Source organism: Paenibacillus sp. GSMTC-2017 (assembly GCF_016019935.1).
Classification (GTDB): Bacteria; Bacillota; Bacilli; order Paenibacillales; family Paenibacillaceae; genus Pristimantibacillus.
Map to the genome: position 1 here is coordinate 104,883 of NZ_JAECMT010000005.1, position 14,641 is coordinate 119,523.

A 14,641-nucleotide genomic window follows, 5' to 3' on the forward strand; every position below is an offset into this window, starting at 1 on the left:
GTTGCAGCATTGGAGGGAATCACTTGAAATACTTTACAACTGAATTGTACGAGAAGATGCAAGTTAGAGGATTTCTAGTATTGCCGGATACCGAAAAAGATTTTGAGTTTATTAAGGAGCGTTACGTCGAGCACGGTCGAGATTTTGAAAAGGTAGCAATGATGCAGTTTGAAACGTATATGCCCTTATTGACGAAATACGCTTCTGACTCTATTCTTGCACTAATTAAAAACGGAGAATTACCTGTCATTCATTATCCTAAACCAGAAACAAGACGGATTGTAAAAGCTTGGAGAGACGAGCAAAATGAAGAATGGAATATGGCAGCCAGACGATATGGGGAAGGTTTCGTCACCTACGAAAAGAAACTGCCTCCAGCTTACAAAAGTATTCATTACTTACATGATTCCAAAGTGCTAGATGTTCAGATTGGTGAAGACGGAAATATCGAGCTGCTACTGGATAGTAGCGGCTCGATGTACGGCGGTGAACGTGTTTTTCTACTGTTTCACAACGTTTCAGACTATGAAATACCGGATGATTTAATCGGTAATTGGTGGCTCTATGAGGAGATGTACTGGAACGAGGAGGACGGTTCATGTTCGGTAAACGTCCTCCTGAGCTCTCCTCGTGGCTACCTAGATATGAATGTTTTGAAGATTAACGCTAAACATTTTACCGTAGACATGGATTGGACTAATTTAATCGATAAATAGCAAAAGGATCACCGCTACGGAATGGTTCGCTTAACTCGTCGAGCTTAGCGAGGGTGGTCCAATCAAGATCTAGTGAGATACTACTCAAATTGACCTTTAATTGTTCCACAGAAATCCCACCGACAATGACAGTCGATACAAGAGGTTGATGCATTAGCCAAGCTAGCGACAATGCACTTGCTGTACTTCCTAGATCACTGGCAATTTGCTCTACCTGTCTACCGAATGTTATTCGATCGTGGCTTAGGAACCGCTTAAAGTTAGGATCAGTAATCGCCCTGGAATCTTCCGGGGCTTTTTGTGCCGAGCTGTACTTGCCAGTAAGAATGCCCCCTGCAAGTGGGAAATACGGAATAATGCCGATACCTTGATCTGAGCACATCGGTATTAGCTCGCGCTCCGGTGTTCGGTCAGCTAAAGAGTAGCTTGTCTGCATAGAGATGAACCGTTCCAGCCCCAGCTTATCGCTTATACCAACTGCTTTCATAAGCTCCCAAGCATAGTAATTGGATGCCCCAATATAGCGGACTTTACCCGATTGAACCATATCCTGAAGCGTACGAAGTGTTTCTTCAAGTGGTGTTTCTGGATCAAATGTATGGATCTGATAAAGATCAACATAGTCTGTCCCAAGCCGCTTTAAGCTTTGCTCAAGCTCTCTTGTTAAATGATTGCGAGACGAGCCACGCTCGTATGGTCCAGAGCCAGTTGGAAGACCAGCCTTCGTTGCGAGAACAGCTTCATGTCGGCGGCCTTTAAGTGCTGCTCCAATAATTCTTTCCGATTCCGTCCCCGCATATATATTGGCTGTATCTAGAAAAGTTACTCCATTGTCTAAAGCGTAATGAATAATCGCCCTCGAAGTTTCCTCATCAGCACGTTTGCCGAATGCATTTGTTCCAAGTCCAAGTGCAGAAACTTTCAAACCACTATTGCCCAGACGTCGATATTGCATAAGATCAACTCCTTTAATGACTTCGATAAGTATCTACGTATGTTCTTTTTTAGTATACCTACTGCATACACCTATGGACAACTTCAAGCAGCTTCTTCAAGTATCTTTTATCAGCCATTTTTCAAAAGTTGAAACCCACTCCTGCGGACAGGTATAATGCCCCTAACAACAACTATCCATTTAGGGGGTATTACAAATGAAATTTGTTAGCAATAAAGGCATCACTGACCCAACACTTAATCTAGCTCTCGAAGAGTATATATTGCGCTCCCTTCCAGACGACGATTACCTTTTATTTTATATAAACGAACCATCCATCATTATCGGGAAAAATCAAAATACGGTGGAAGAAATAAATGCGGAATACGTAGAAGCGAATAACTTGCATGTTGTACGCAGACTTTCTGGTGGCGGTGCAGTTTACCATGATCTTGGCAATTTGAATTTCAGCTTCATTATGAAAGATGACGGAGGTTCATTTCATAACTTCAAGAAGTTTACCGAGCCAGTTGTAGAAGCTCTTCGTACTTTAGGCGTAGAAGCAGAACTTACAGGTCGCAACGATCTACAAGTGGGAGAACGGAAAATTTCCGGTAATGCGCAATTTTTTTCCAAAGGTAAAATGTTCAGCCATGGCACACTCCTTTTTGACTCAGAGATCGAAAATGTCGTGTCTGCACTTAAAGTAAATGCTGAGAAGTATGTATCTAAATCAACGAAGTCGATTCGGAGCCGTGTAGCGAACATTACAGAATTTCTATCCGAACCAATGACAATCGAAGCGTTCAGACTAGCTTTACTGCAATCACTATTCGGGGAATCAAAGGACATACCAGAGTATGTTTTAAGTGAAGAGGACTTGGAACGTGTACAGGATCTTGCAGATGAACGTTATCGCAGCTGGGAATGGAATTACGGTCGTTCGCCTGCTTTTAACGTACAACAGAAGAAACGGATCGAAGGTGTAGGAACGTTTGATATTCGTTTGCAAGTGGAAGACGGCTTAATCGTAGAAGCTGCTATTTTTGGTGATTATTTCGGGCGAGGTGACAGTAGTGAAGTAGCATCTCAGCTTGCAGGGGTTCGATATGACGCTGCTGCATTAGGGGAAGTAACCGACAAGATTGATCTAGCACATTATTTTGGTTCAATTACGAAGGAACAGTGGATAGGGCTGTTGATATAAGGTTTGTTTTGCTATACGGAGAGTGAGCAACTCCTGTATAATGAATAAATATGAAGAAATGACTAAAAAAGGAGAATGAGCGTAATGAACTTAGCGCGTCCTCCCAGTTAAGACTTAGACGAAACATCATCCAGAGCACCTCCATCTATGTGGTTCAATCGAACTTACAGATGATGAGAGGGGCTAGAGATGTATGTATATATCAAACATTTGGAAGCTAAATATGATTCGTTTCTTTTATCACCTTATACCCGCATACGTAATTGAGCGGCTATATTGGGAAGAGAGAGGAATGACCATTCAATTGGTTATTTTGACAGAGATCATATTTGCTGCGACTGTCGTATTATTTGAAGTGCCAACAGGAATTATCGCTGACAAATGGGGAAGGAAACGGATGATCGTTTTAGCCTCGTTTATCGGATGTTTGGAGTTTTTTATTCTCGTTTTTGCAACAGAGTTTTGGCACTTTGCGCTTGTTGTGTTTCTTGCTGCAATTGGCAGCGCAGCTAGCAGCGGAGCAGAAAATGCACTGCTGTACGATTCGCTGCTGCATAATGGTAAGGAGCAACACTTCGAGAAATATGCTGGACGACTAAATGCGATAGATACGGTTTCCATTATGATTGCTGCTTTAAGTGGAAGCCTGCTCGCGAGCCATTACGGGTTTGAATTTAACTATTGGCTCTCTTTAATTAGTATGATTGTAGCGCTAGTGTTATCTTTTCTAATTGTCGAACCAAATGTGAGAAGTCCTGAAGAGAACGAAGAGACGATACCGATTCGGCAATATTTAACCGCATCTTTGTCTTTCTTCCGTAGTCATTCAGATGTTAGCCTTGTTGTACTGGTTGGGATGGTAACAGGTGCTTCAATCAATTATATAGACGAGTTTTGGCAAATTTATTTGGAGCGGCTTCACATTCCCGTCTATTTCTTTGGTATATTTTCAGCAACGATATTTTTTATCCGTATGCCCGGTAACATCTTTGCCTACAAGTTGAAATACCGATTCAGCTATCGTTTTCTATTGGCTTTTTCGTTATTGGTATTCACAGCGGGTTTCTTTTATATTTCTATGGTGAAGGACTATAGCGGATTAGTTGTTATCGTAATGATTTGCTGTTTCGCCGGATTAATTGAACCGCTCGCTTCGGGGTATTTACATCATCGCATCGACTCCACAATGAGAGCGACGATGGATTCCTTCCAGTCGCTTGGACAAAATGTGCTCAAAGCTTTGACGGGATTAGGTTTTGGCTACTATTCTTCAAAGCTGGACATATTTGGAGGGTTCGGTTTTATAGGAATGATATGCGGATTGTATCTTGTTTACTTTTTAGCACAATCCAAAAAAATAACAGAATAGACCATCACAACAGGGATGTCCGACAACCGAGCAGGTTTTATCGGGCATCCTTTTTTTACTTGAAATGAGACAAGCAGCTGCTATCTTCAAATATGAGGTGAACGATGCTATTTCCCCGTGATCGATTCCAAACACCTACGCCGCTTCGAGTAGAAACGATCTTTCCATTATCATCGAAAGCAACCTAAGAGGAGACATTCGTTTTGGTAAATCTGAACAAAGCATAATGCTCTACGAAGGAGATGAGGTAATCTTTGAAACAAGTTTGGATCAGTTGGAGAAGGAGTGGAAATCGAAGTCGAAGTGATCTCATTGCGCCAATCGTATTAGCTGGAGCACTTATTTCTTTTTGGTTATTCTTTTTTTTTAGTGCAGAAATTACGAAGCATTCGCCTTCTCCACATTCAACGGAGCCAAGACTTGATTACTATGCGGATAGCGAATTATTACTAGAAGTGTTTCCCGATCCAATGGCGAAAGCAGGGAGTACGTATAGTTACATTTTTCATTTTGCAGAAGATCATAAACTGTTTGTTGGCAAATCACTGTCCATTGATGTTATTCATATAGTTACAAGAAAGAAGCTAAGTCCGATCAAATCCTATGTGATAACGGAGTACGATCCTCCTGAAATGAACATGGAGCGATTTATCGTTAACTGTGCCCTTCCGCTTAGTGGTATGTGGCGATTTGAAGTTAGATTAGATGGAAAGCGTTATGCTGATGTACTAGTTGAAATCGGTGAGTCATCATGGGAGGTTAGTTCTACTTTTGAAGTTGAAAACAGCCAGCTAAATGGTGTCTATAATAAAGTTGGCCTTCTTAATCATTCTTTCATAGCAAGACAATCGAACAAATATATGTGGCATTTCTGGGGTGAGGAGGAAGCACTTGATGGTGAGTTTCAAGTTCTTGCTGTGAAGCAGGGTAGCCAAGAGTTGATTCCAATTTCTGCTGCTAAATCTTTAGGGGGTAGCTTGCGCGGCGCTACTAGGACTCATTCAAGTAGTATGAAACTCCCGGAACCTGGTAAGTGGATGCTGCTTCCTATTGTAGATGGACGATTAATTGAAAGTATTGTAGTTGTGGTAAATGAGCGAAACCTACCACAGTTTTAGGAACTTTGAATTAGTAGACCTGTGTTCGTAGGGACAATCTGTCAACGCTATTACAGCGCTTATAGATTGTCCTCTTTGTTGACTACATAAAACAAATTATTCCTTTCATATGAAACATCTGCCACATTAACTCGTAATACGATATAATCAAATTCGCATGACAAAGAGGAAGGGTGAGTCCTATTTTGGATCAAGGAATAAAAGTTGTTTTGATGGAGAAAAGCGCAAATGGTGAGCTTCGTCAAATCGAGGAACGTATTTGGACTATGAATATGGTATCTGCATTAGAGCATGCCAATTATATCGTTGTAGGCAATCGCGAGTATGAGACGATTGAAGGCAGATTAAACGTAGATTTGGGAAGATTGGAGTTATTGCTCGTTCCCATTAGCTCATAATTATCGCTTACGGAAGGTGGAATGAAGTGTGTCACAAGAAAATAAAAAGCCAGCGTCTAAGTTATTTACGGCAGAGGGGAAGCCGCTCCGTGTATTGTCCACTTCTCTAGGAGTCGCATTACTTGCTAATGCAATCTTTAGTACTGGTGTAGCAGCATCGGGTGGGACAACAGCAGATCCAAAGTTAGTATCGTGGTCAACGGAAGAGGTCAAAGCGTATTACGATCCAAACGTCGATTGGAGCATCCCGCTTAAATTTCCATTAGAAGATGATGAGGATGAGGAAACAACAAGTAGCGCAGGAGGTACAACGGTCGTCCACCATTATAACTCAGGTTTCGGCTGGGACGATCTGCTTCTGTATCATCTTTTGTTCAATAGAGGATCGAGTTATTCATCGTCTCGTTGGTATAGCAATCGACCTGCTTATTATTCGAATTCCAGCAAGCCATATAAACCAAAATCGTATTCCAGTGAGATGTTTCAAAATAAATATGTAACGGGTACTTCGTTAATGCCGAGGACATCAAAATCAACAGGTTCAGTAACGAAGCGATCAACTTCTTCGAGCCCTGGTGCTATCGGGGGGAATTCGAGCAGTTATAGTTCATCTTCGAGTTCAAGTTCCAGCTCTAGTAAAAGTGGTGGATTTGGCGGATGAATCCGGTATTTGAAGTTTTGTCCGAACCACATCCCGATCGTACTAGTCGTGTAGAAGAGCTTAAACAGCTAGGTTTTACATGGGCTAATATCGGCGAAGAGCCGTATTGGATTGATCAGGTTGTAGCAATGAACAGTGAGACGTATCGAGAGCTTGAATATGCCTCCTCTCAATTATGGAGCATTCTTGATCGTACCGTACGATATATGTATAAAAATCATAGTTTATATGAGCTCATAGGTATTCCGAGGATACTTTGGCCGATGATTGACGATCTTCCACTTCCTGAAGAAGGATTAATTAGCCGATATGCAAGATTTGATTATGCCATTGATCATGATGGTGCAATCAAACTGCTAGAGCTTAACTCGGATACACCAACAGGGTATGTTGAAGCGTCTATTGCAACGCCATGGATATGTGAGCAGACCGGACTTCAATCGCCAAACCTCGCGATGAAAGATCTAATTGCAGAAGCATGGGCTATAGAGAGACCGGATACAGTGGCATGTGTAGCATATGGTGAACATCTTGAAGACTCAGGCACGATTGAAGCATTAGTTCGCCATAGTGGACTTGATGTGAAGTGTCGTGATGTTTTAGAACTTTATGTAGATGAAGGGGTATTAAAGGATAGCGAAGGCAGAGAAATTCGATGTATGTTCGCGTTATATCCAAAAGAGTGGATGGCAGTCGATGAAGGCGGAGATGCACTCGCCTATTCCATAGAGACAGGCAACTTATCGATCTTTAATTCGCCGCATAGCATTCTTTTACAATCAAAAGGACTGCTCGCTGTCGTTTGTGGATTATATGAGCTGGGACAGTTATATAATGAGGAAGAGAGAGTAGCAATAGGGAAATATATTCTCCCAACCTATAATAAACCTGTGTTTGAAGGAAGCTTCGTGTCTAAATCAATGTTTGGACGCGAGGGCGGTTCCGTGCGGCTTTTTGATGCATCAGGATTGTTAGAAATAGAAGATCAAGATGGATTCGACACAAGCGTATTGTTTCCTACTGTCTATCAGAAGCGGGCAGATTTAGCCCGTATCAAGACAGCAGAAGGTGAATTGCATCTGCTAACGGGAATGTTCGTTATAAACGGAAAACCTTGCGGCATGCTCGGCAGAGTAGGTGGCCCCATCACAGGGAACACCAGCCATTTTATCGCGATAGGAGTGAGATAATTGGGACTTAGAAGGGCTCGAAGTAGCGCTGAACACAATAGGAAAAATAGGTTTAATCGGTTAACAGTTGCGTTAACGCTTGCATTATTGCTCGTAGTTACCGGATGTTCATCAAATACGGATTCGGTTTTTTACACGTCTACGTCGAACTCAGGGTATTCAACGACAACCACATCCACGTCATCGGGAACATCGACATCCCTAACAACTCAGTCTGAGGAAAATATTGCACGTGTTCCATGGGATTATAAGATTGTTGAAGGCAGTGTGGGCGACTTGATCAATAGTGATATGACGGTGCTACCAGATTATCAGTTGTTACCGAACGATGATAATTATGCAACTGGGGAACAAATTTGGCTTCTACAGTTCATGGATGCTGAGATGGTGACAGATGATAAGCAACGTAATGAGATTCGACTGTCCGCATGGAGAACGATAAAGTCATACAAAACAAAAGAAAAGGCAGAAGAAGATATGAGCAATTTAAAAATTGCCGTTACGACTGAAGTAGACATGATTGGTGTGTATAAGACAGAATTCAAAGGTGAGACGCGTAACTTTGCCGTTGTAGAGTTACCATCTGGACATCGTATTAAGCAGCCAATTGATGATAAACGTTTTACTGATTTCGAAAAGAAAAAGAAAGTTAATGTTCAGCTTGAGGAGATTCATGATTTTGCGGATTATGATTTAGCTTATGCGAAATTTCGGGGGTGGGCGAAGTGACGGTAGTTATTAATATTGTCGTTAGTGTAGGAGTCATTATTTTGCTTCAATTGTTGGGCATGCTTATTTTCGGTTTGATGACGCCTTACAAAGATATGGACGAATTAAAAAAAGGTAACGTGGCTGTCGGGCTTGCACTCGGCGGTAAGTTTATCTCCACTGCACTTATTTTGGGTGTTGCAGCTTATACGAACTCATCTATTTGGTTTATGGCTTTATGGTTTGCAATAGGTTATGTTTGCCTAATTGCAGCTTACTGGTTATTCGAATTACTAACTCCTACGTTCAAAATATCAGAAGAGCTAGTGAAGGGAAATGTTGCTGTAGGCATTATGTTATTCTCTGTTTATTTAGGTTTCGCATTTGCTATTAGCAGCTTAATCATTTAATAAAAAGAGCAGGTTGTGCTTGAATGCATCAAGCTACAACCTGCTTTTTGGTTTACATATTAGGTTTGCCGCGTAACACTTCTACATCAGCAGGAAGAATATCTTCACCTTCATAAAGCATGAAGCGACCTTCTTGCCATTCAATACGCATTAGCTTTCTATCGTCAGATTGAAATTGCCAAATCGCCTGCTCGCCGCCGTTTGTAAATGGCGTTTTTCCAATTGCTGCAATGTGATCGTTATATTGTTCCTCTAGATGATACGTACGGCCATCCATTTCGAGGGTCATAGGCACTTCAACGATGGAGTCTAGCCGCCCGTCAATGGGAGAGTAGAGAGAGTAGGCAACAGTTTCACGATCTTCAATCTGCAAGTACTTAAGTTCGGAACCGTCCTGTAATGTTAACATGATCGTTCTGCGTCGCGCATTTGATGTACGCCCGATTACTTGATAGGTGATCAAGGACACTTCACAAACGTCGCCGGGCTTAATCGTTAAAATACTTTGTTCCTTAATTGGTAGTTCCGAACGTTTTATTATTCCGCGTAATCGTTGAAAGAGGCTCATAGTGGCTTACTTCTGCTCGAACTGTTTCATCAGAGCGGCAAGCTCATCTTCGACAGCATTGTTTTTGCCCAGATTTGCAAATTCATCGTCTATTGATTTGCCTCTTGAAGCGGCGAGATCGTTGCTTGCTTCCGCCAACGCTTCAGCTTGCAACATCTTCTCTTCCATACGCTTCATACCAGATGCTGCTGAGCTAGTTCCGAAGCTAGACATCGCCTTATTGATTTCCGTTTGCGTCTTAGCAGCTTGATAACGTGCTACAAGTGTATCGCGTTTGTTTTTCAGATCGGTAAGCTCGGTCCGCATTTCATCAAGCTTAGCTCTTAGGTTGTTAGCAAGAAGTTGGTTTGTAACGAATGCTTCCTTGTACTCATTCATTTTGCGTTCTACAGCTTGTTTGTCTTCGATAACTCTGCGAGCCAAATCAATATTTTGCTCTTGGACTGCAATTTGGGCTTGCTCATTGCGCTTTTGTAACAATTGTTCTTGTTCTTCGAACTGCTTTTTGAATTTTTTCTCTAGAGCAATTTGAGCAGCAACTGCTTTTTCTGCATCCTGCAAATCTTCGGTCATATCACGAATGTATTGGTCAGTTAGTTTAATTGGGTCTTCGGCCTTTTCGATCAAAGAATAGACGTTGGATAATGTTAAGTCGCGTAATCGTTTAAACAAGGACATGGTAGAACCTCCTGTTTTTTAGTATGATTTCCAATACGAACGGTACCGTATTTCGTTTCAATTCGCTTATGTGAGGGGAGCAGCTATGCATTTTATTCGTTTATTATCAACTAAGCTGTTGCAAGTCAGTAAATTAACGATAGCGATCAGTATTTTATTTTTTGTATTGTTAAGCGCTACCATAGCTTATCTTTTAGAACCTACAACTTTTAAAACGTGGTTTAATGCATTTTATTGGGTACTGACGACAATGGCGACAGTTGGTTACGGAGATTATTTTGCCAAGACGGTTGAAGGTAAAGTGTTTACCATCTTTCTGTACATATTCGGAATCGGTTTGCTCAGTTTAGTCATCGGCAAAGTCATTGATTCAATCGCTATATTCCAACGCAGGAGAGGGGAAGGTACGTTGAGTTTTCATGGGGAAGATCATATTATCATCATTAATTGGAGCAAAAAAGCGCAAGTCGCTGTAGAGGAAATTTTATCGCATAAGTCTAAGACGTCGATTGTCATTATTGATGAAGTTGGGAAACATCCAATGGAGCATCAGCCGCAAGTACACTTCATAAATGGTGATCCTTCTGAGGATGAGGTGTTATCAAAGGCAATGATTGAGAAGGCTCGCGCAGCGATCATATTTGGCGATGTTCGAATAGATGAGGGGTCATTAGTTGATGGCAAGTCGTTGTTGATTGTTTCAAGCATTGAGAGAATTGCCCCTCACGTACATACGACTGTTGAAATTATTCAGGAGAAGCATATTCGCAACTTCCATCATGTTAAAGTAAATGAGTTTGTATTGTCCCATGATGCAATATCGCGCTTAGCAGTACGTTCGGTTATGCAAGAAGGTAATTCAGAGGTGTTCAGACAGCTATTAAGCAGAGATTATGGCGACGATATTTATGAAGTTGCGATTGATCGTGCTTGGCGGACTTATGGCGACGCATTTAAAGGTTTGTTGGAGCAAGGAGCGACATTGCTTTCTGATCGTGGAGATTTGGGCATAAATCGCAAATTGGATCAGCCTATTCCTGCGGATGCGAGATTGTATATTATAAGCGATGAAGCGACACATCGCCGTATTGTTGGAAAGTAAGAAAATAATGGAGCGCAGCCTCATAAGTAGGGTGATCTACTTATGAAGCTGCGCTTCGCTTTTCAGTGAAGGTAAAGCGAAGCGCAACGGTGCATGTAACCCGAGAAAATCGGGTTAGCGCTATGCGCTAGTGCGCAAGGATGCCAGAAACCCGAGAAAATCGGGTTAGCGCTATGCGCTAGTGCGCAAGGATGTCAGAAACCCGAGAAAATCGGGTTAGCGCTGAGCGTTTACAAGAACCCGCGCTCTTTCGCATACCGTCCCCAATGAGGGCGGTTTCCATCCGTGTCTGTGAAGCCGTATTCATCGGATAGTTCCCAGCTAGGCAAGACTTTCCCACTCTTCAAAGCGAAGTTAGGGTCAGCAGCTAAAGCGGTGATTCCGCGACCAATAAAGTAGGGAGTCTCTGATTGGCCGAAATGTTCATCTTGTGACTTACTCTCCCCGACTGCATCGCGCCAATTATCTTCGCTAACGCCAAAATGATCCAACATTTCCTCAGAACGCAGGAAACCAGGAGTAACTGCAACTGCGGATACGTTGTGAGGGCGCAGATCTTCCGCCATAGCTGTTGCGAGATGGATTGGAGATATTTTGGCTAGACTGTAGAAGAGATTTCCCCGATAACGGTAGTCAATTCCATCGGTAACTTCAATGATAAGACCAGATTTTCTCGCCACCATTAATGGGGCTCCGTAGTAGCTTGTAATGAGATGTGCTTTGACTGCTCTATCTTGGACAAGTAGGCCATTAGTGAGGGAATGCTCCCAGAACGGCTTATCCCATTCCACTAGCTTCTCCCCACCCCAAATATTGTTTACTAGAATGTCCAGTTGCCCCTGTTGTTCTTCTTTGATTCGTTCGAATAAAGCTGCTACTTGATGATCGACAGTATGATCGATTTGTACAGGTATCCCGATGCCGCCCGCAGTAGTAACAAGCGCGGCAGTTTCTTGAATCGTTTCCGCACGATTTAAATCAGAAGCTTGGCCTGTTACACTTCTGCCTGTGCAGTAGACGGTTGCTCCAGCTTCACCTAAACTCACAGCGATTCCTCGACCGGCACCTCTCGTTGCTCCAGCTACGACTGCAATTTTCCCCAATAATGGCTTCATTATAATTTCCCCTATTAATTGACGTATTTTAAGTTTGGCCCTATTAAGCGGTATTCATCTATCCAATAGCTTCAAACGCAAAACCATTTGAACATCCTAAGTATATCAACACATATACGACAACTACTGTCATATATGAAAGGGTATACTATCATTAGTATCAATAACGTGCATAAGGAGAGAGATTATGCGAGCCAGTCGATTGTTATCGATCGTATTATTGCTTCAAAGTGAAGGGAAAATGTCTTCAAAGCAACTAGCAGAGCGGCTGGAGGTGAATGTTCGGACGATTTTACGTGATATGGATGAGCTAAGTTCGTCCGGAGTTCCGGTATATTCTGAACGAGGGCAACACGGAGGATGGCAACTATCTGAAGGTTACCGAACAAGCTTAACAGGTATACATCCAGACGAACTCGCTGCACTTTTAGTATCCAGTCAAGCAGAGCCACTTAGTGATCTCGGGCAGTTGAAGCAGCTCGATACCGCGATGCAGAAAATATTAGCAGCAACAACTGAAGCTGCACGCTCGAATGCGGCAGCCGTACGGAAAAAAATTCATATCGATGGGGCTAGCTGGTATGCGAGCTCTAACCAAGTAATATCGGGAAAGTCACTATTAGCTGTAGTACAAGAAGCGTTGTGGCAGAATAGAGCGTTAAAATTAACATATCAACGTGAAGAGATGCAGGTGGAGCGGACTGTTTTGCCTCTTGGACTTGTTGCGAAACGAAGCATCTGGTACTTGGTAGCAAAAACTAGTGAGGACGAATTGCGTACTTTCCGCATTTCTCGACTACTATCAGTTGAGGTACTTCCGGATTCATTTACTCCTCCAAGTGACTTTGATCTTGCCCTGTACTGGCAGCAATCGCTAGTACAATTTAAAGAAAGCTTACCTCGGTATCCTGCTCGTATAAAGCTGAAACAATCACAATTACAGCGGCTTCAGAATGAACGTTTCGTAGCAATTGGTATAGCCCGTTCTGTACAAGAAGGTTGGCTGGAAGCAGATGTTACCTTTGAAACAATCGACTCTGCCTGTGAAATGATCTTAAGTTACGGTGCGCGAATTGAAGTATTGGAGCCAGCTGATCTTAGACAGCTAGTTATGGATGAAATAGAAACGATGAGAATGGTATACTTATAAAGTCCATAGCAATAGGACATTGATAATCCATTTTAAACACTTAAGGAGATGTACATATGAGCATAGCGATGGAAACTTATTTTGAAAAATATGCCGAACTAATTATTAGAACGGGTGTAAATGTTCAACAAGGACAGCCGGTATATGTAAATGGAGCTTCAATTGAAATCGCACCACTAGTGAGACTGATTGCAGCAAAGGCATATGAAGCAGGTGCATCAAACGTTCATGTAGAATGGTCGGATGATAAGCTCGCTCGATTGAAATACGAAAAAGCTTCCGACGAAGCTTTCAGCTACTTCCCTCAGTGGGAAACAGACAAGCGTAACGACTTTGTTGAAAAAGGTGCAGTTTTTATTTCCATCACTTCTTCCAGCCCGGATCTTCTAAAAGGTATACCTTCAGAGCGTATTTCTGCATTCCAGAAAGCAGCTGGTCAAGGACTTAAGGAATTCCGCAGAGCTATCCAATCTGACAAAGTGAGCTGGACAGTTGTAGCGGCGGCTGGTTCCGATTGGGCACAAAAAGTGTTCCCGAATGCTTCTCCAAGTGAAGCAGTTGAGCTGCTATGGAAAGCAATCTTTGATTCCGTTCGTTTGCATGCTGACGATCCGGTTGCTGCTTGGGAGACACATAACGATACGTTGCACACGAAGGCTGATATTTTAAACAATCATCACTTCCGCAAGCTTCATTACACTGCACCTGGAACAGATATTACGGTTGAACTGCCAGAAAAGCATATTTGGGTAGCAGCGAGCAGTACTAATCAGGATGGAAATCCATTTATGGCGAATATGCCAACTGAAGAAGTATTTACAGTGCCGCTTAAGACGGGCACAAACGGTTATGTGTCCAGCACAAAGCCACTTAGCTATGGTGGTAACCTAATTGACCGTTTCAAGCTAACGTTCGAGAATGGCCGAATTGTAAAAGCTGAGGCTGAAGAAGGCGAAGAAATTTTAAATAAGCTGATTGAAATCGATGACGGTGCTCACTATCTTGGGGAAGTAGCTCTTGTACCACATGAGTCGCCAATCTCACAATCGGGTATTTTGTTCTACAACACGTTGTTTGATGAAAATGCATCGAATCACTTTGCGATTGGCAGCGGCTATGCTTTCAACGTAGAGGGTGGCAAAACAATGACACCGGAAGAGCTTGAAGAGAGCGGAGTAAACGCAAGCCTTACGCATAACGACTTTATGATCGGATCTGCAGAGATGGATATCGACGGTATTTTGGATGATGGTACAGTCGTTCCTGTGTTCCGCAAAGGTAACTGGGCTATTTAATATTTGCTCAACGGATTTACAC

Annotated in this window: 16 protein-coding genes; 12 read left to right on the forward strand and 4 right to left on the reverse strand. The window is 42.4% G+C overall.

Features of this window, described 5'->3' with window-relative positions:
- Positions 1 to 23: 23 nt before the first annotated feature.
- Positions 24 to 716: a DUF4085 family protein gene (locus I6N90_RS19400; RefSeq protein ID WP_197937311.1), complete on the forward strand. Its 693-nt coding sequence runs from the start codon at positions 24 to 26 to the stop codon at positions 714 to 716.
- On the opposite strand, the gene I6N90_RS19405 is transcribed toward I6N90_RS19400, so the two are convergent.
- Positions 697 to 1,671, reverse strand: coding sequence for an aldo/keto reductase (locus tag I6N90_RS19405; protein ID WP_197937312.1), 975 nt, complete (start codon positions 1,669 to 1,671; stop codon positions 697 to 699). The two genes, I6N90_RS19400 and I6N90_RS19405, sit on opposite strands and share 20 nt — an antisense overlap.
- Before the next feature lie 196 nt (positions 1,672 to 1,867).
- Here I6N90_RS19405 and I6N90_RS19410 point away from each other — a divergent pair, with 196 nt between their 5' ends.
- The 8 genes from I6N90_RS19410 (at position 1,868) to I6N90_RS19445 (ending at position 8,711) form a co-directional block, all read left to right on the forward strand.
- Positions 1,868 to 2,857 carry a lipoate--protein ligase gene (locus I6N90_RS19410; RefSeq protein WP_197937313.1) on the forward strand — a complete coding sequence of 330 codons (990 nt, stop codon included), beginning with the start codon at positions 1,868 to 1,870 and terminating at the stop codon, positions 2,855 to 2,857.
- A 193-nt stretch (positions 2,858 to 3,050) separates the two neighbouring features.
- Positions 3,051 to 4,226, forward strand: coding sequence for an MFS transporter (locus I6N90_RS19415; protein ID WP_197937314.1), 1,176 nt, complete (start codon positions 3,051 to 3,053; stop codon positions 4,224 to 4,226).
- Between the two features lie 254 nt (positions 4,227 to 4,480).
- Complete coding sequence (locus I6N90_RS19420; RefSeq protein ID WP_197937315.1) at positions 4,481 to 5,344, forward strand: DUF4871 domain-containing protein; 864 nt, start codon at positions 4,481 to 4,483, stop codon at positions 5,342 to 5,344.
- A gap of 185 nt (positions 5,345 to 5,529) precedes the next feature.
- Positions 5,530 to 5,742: a hypothetical protein gene (locus I6N90_RS19425; RefSeq protein WP_197937316.1), complete on the forward strand. Its 213-nt coding sequence runs from the start codon at positions 5,530 to 5,532 to the stop codon at positions 5,740 to 5,742.
- Between the two features lie 28 nt (positions 5,743 to 5,770).
- Positions 5,771 to 6,403 (forward strand): hypothetical protein, encoded by a 633-nt coding sequence (locus I6N90_RS19430; RefSeq protein ID WP_197937317.1) that lies wholly within the window; start codon positions 5,771 to 5,773, stop codon positions 6,401 to 6,403.
- Entirely contained in the window at positions 6,400 to 7,593 is a 1,194-nt protein-coding gene (locus tag I6N90_RS19435) for a glutathionylspermidine synthase family protein (protein ID WP_197937318.1), read from the forward strand. The genes I6N90_RS19430 and I6N90_RS19435 overlap by 4 nt, the downstream gene beginning before the upstream one ends.
- Positions 7,594 to 8,322 carry a signal peptide protein gene (locus tag I6N90_RS19440; RefSeq protein ID WP_442950975.1) on the forward strand — a complete coding sequence of 243 codons (729 nt, stop codon included), beginning with the start codon at positions 7,594 to 7,596 and terminating at the stop codon, positions 8,320 to 8,322. It abuts the gene before it with no gap.
- Positions 8,319 to 8,711, forward strand: a complete 393-nt coding sequence (locus I6N90_RS19445) for a DUF350 domain-containing protein (RefSeq protein WP_197937319.1) — start codon at positions 8,319 to 8,321, stop codon at positions 8,709 to 8,711. Before I6N90_RS19440 ends, I6N90_RS19445 begins: the two co-directional genes overlap by 4 nt.
- 52 nt (positions 8,712 to 8,763) lie before the next feature.
- On the opposite strand, the gene I6N90_RS19450 is transcribed toward I6N90_RS19445, so the two are convergent.
- Positions 8,764 to 9,279, reverse strand: coding sequence for a DUF4178 domain-containing protein (locus tag I6N90_RS19450; protein ID WP_197937320.1), 516 nt, complete (start codon positions 9,277 to 9,279; stop codon positions 8,764 to 8,766).
- Between the two features lie 6 nt (positions 9,280 to 9,285).
- Positions 9,286 to 9,957 (reverse strand): PspA/IM30 family protein, encoded by a 672-nt coding sequence (locus tag I6N90_RS19455; RefSeq protein ID WP_197937321.1) that lies wholly within the window; start codon positions 9,955 to 9,957, stop codon positions 9,286 to 9,288.
- Positions 9,958 to 10,042: 85 nt separating this feature from the next.
- Here I6N90_RS19455 and I6N90_RS19460 point away from each other — a divergent pair, with 85 nt between their 5' ends.
- Positions 10,043 to 11,059, forward strand: a complete 1,017-nt coding sequence (locus I6N90_RS19460) for a potassium channel protein (RefSeq protein ID WP_197937322.1) — start codon at positions 10,043 to 10,045, stop codon at positions 11,057 to 11,059.
- Positions 11,060 to 11,289: 230 nt separating this feature from the next.
- On the opposite strand, the gene I6N90_RS19465 is transcribed toward I6N90_RS19460, so the two are convergent.
- The gene (locus I6N90_RS19465) at positions 11,290 to 12,174 is read right to left on the reverse strand and encodes an SDR family oxidoreductase (RefSeq protein ID WP_197937323.1); all 885 of its coding nucleotides are present in this window, start codon (positions 12,172 to 12,174) and stop codon (positions 11,290 to 11,292) included.
- 187 nt (positions 12,175 to 12,361) lie between these two features.
- On the opposite strand from I6N90_RS19465, the gene I6N90_RS19470 reads away from it, so the two are divergent.
- Together I6N90_RS19470 and I6N90_RS19475 are read left to right on the forward strand one after the other, a co-directional pair.
- The gene (locus I6N90_RS19470; protein ID WP_197937324.1) at positions 12,362 to 13,324 is read left to right on the forward strand and encodes a helix-turn-helix transcriptional regulator; all 963 of its coding nucleotides are present in this window, start codon (positions 12,362 to 12,364) and stop codon (positions 13,322 to 13,324) included.
- Between the two features lie 56 nt (positions 13,325 to 13,380).
- Complete coding sequence (locus I6N90_RS19475; protein WP_197937325.1) at positions 13,381 to 14,619, forward strand: aminopeptidase; 1,239 nt, start codon at positions 13,381 to 13,383, stop codon at positions 14,617 to 14,619.
- The last annotated feature ends 22 nt before the right edge of the window (positions 14,620 to 14,641 follow it).

Excerpts from the sequence above, each read along its gene's own strand:
- I6N90_RS19405 (WP_197937312.1), bottom strand. The coding sequence starts at position 1,671 with ATGCAATATCGACGTCTGGGCAATAGTGGTTTGAAAGTTTCTGCACTT.
- I6N90_RS19410 (WP_197937313.1), top strand. The coding sequence starts at position 1,868 with ATGAAATTTGTTAGCAATAAAGGCATCACTGACCCAACACTTAATCTA.
- I6N90_RS19415 (WP_197937314.1), top strand. The coding sequence starts at position 3,051 with ATGTATATATCAAACATTTGGAAGCTAAATATGATTCGTTTCTTTTAT.
- I6N90_RS19435 (WP_197937318.1), top strand. The coding sequence starts at position 6,400 with ATGAATCCGGTATTTGAAGTTTTGTCCGAACCACATCCCGATCGTACT.
- I6N90_RS19450 (WP_197937320.1), bottom strand. The coding sequence starts at position 9,279 with ATGAGCCTCTTTCAACGATTACGCGGAATAATAAAACGTTCGGAACTA.
- I6N90_RS19455 (WP_197937321.1), bottom strand. The coding sequence starts at position 9,957 with ATGTCCTTGTTTAAACGATTACGCGACTTAACATTATCCAACGTCTAT.
- I6N90_RS19460 (WP_197937322.1), top strand. The coding sequence starts at position 10,043 with ATGCATTTTATTCGTTTATTATCAACTAAGCTGTTGCAAGTCAGTAAA.
- I6N90_RS19465 (WP_197937323.1), bottom strand. The coding sequence starts at position 12,174 with ATGAAGCCATTATTGGGGAAAATTGCAGTCGTAGCTGGAGCAACGAGA.
- I6N90_RS19470 (WP_197937324.1), top strand. The coding sequence starts at position 12,362 with ATGCGAGCCAGTCGATTGTTATCGATCGTATTATTGCTTCAAAGTGAA.
- I6N90_RS19475 (WP_197937325.1), top strand. The coding sequence starts at position 13,381 with ATGAGCATAGCGATGGAAACTTATTTTGAAAAATATGCCGAACTAATT.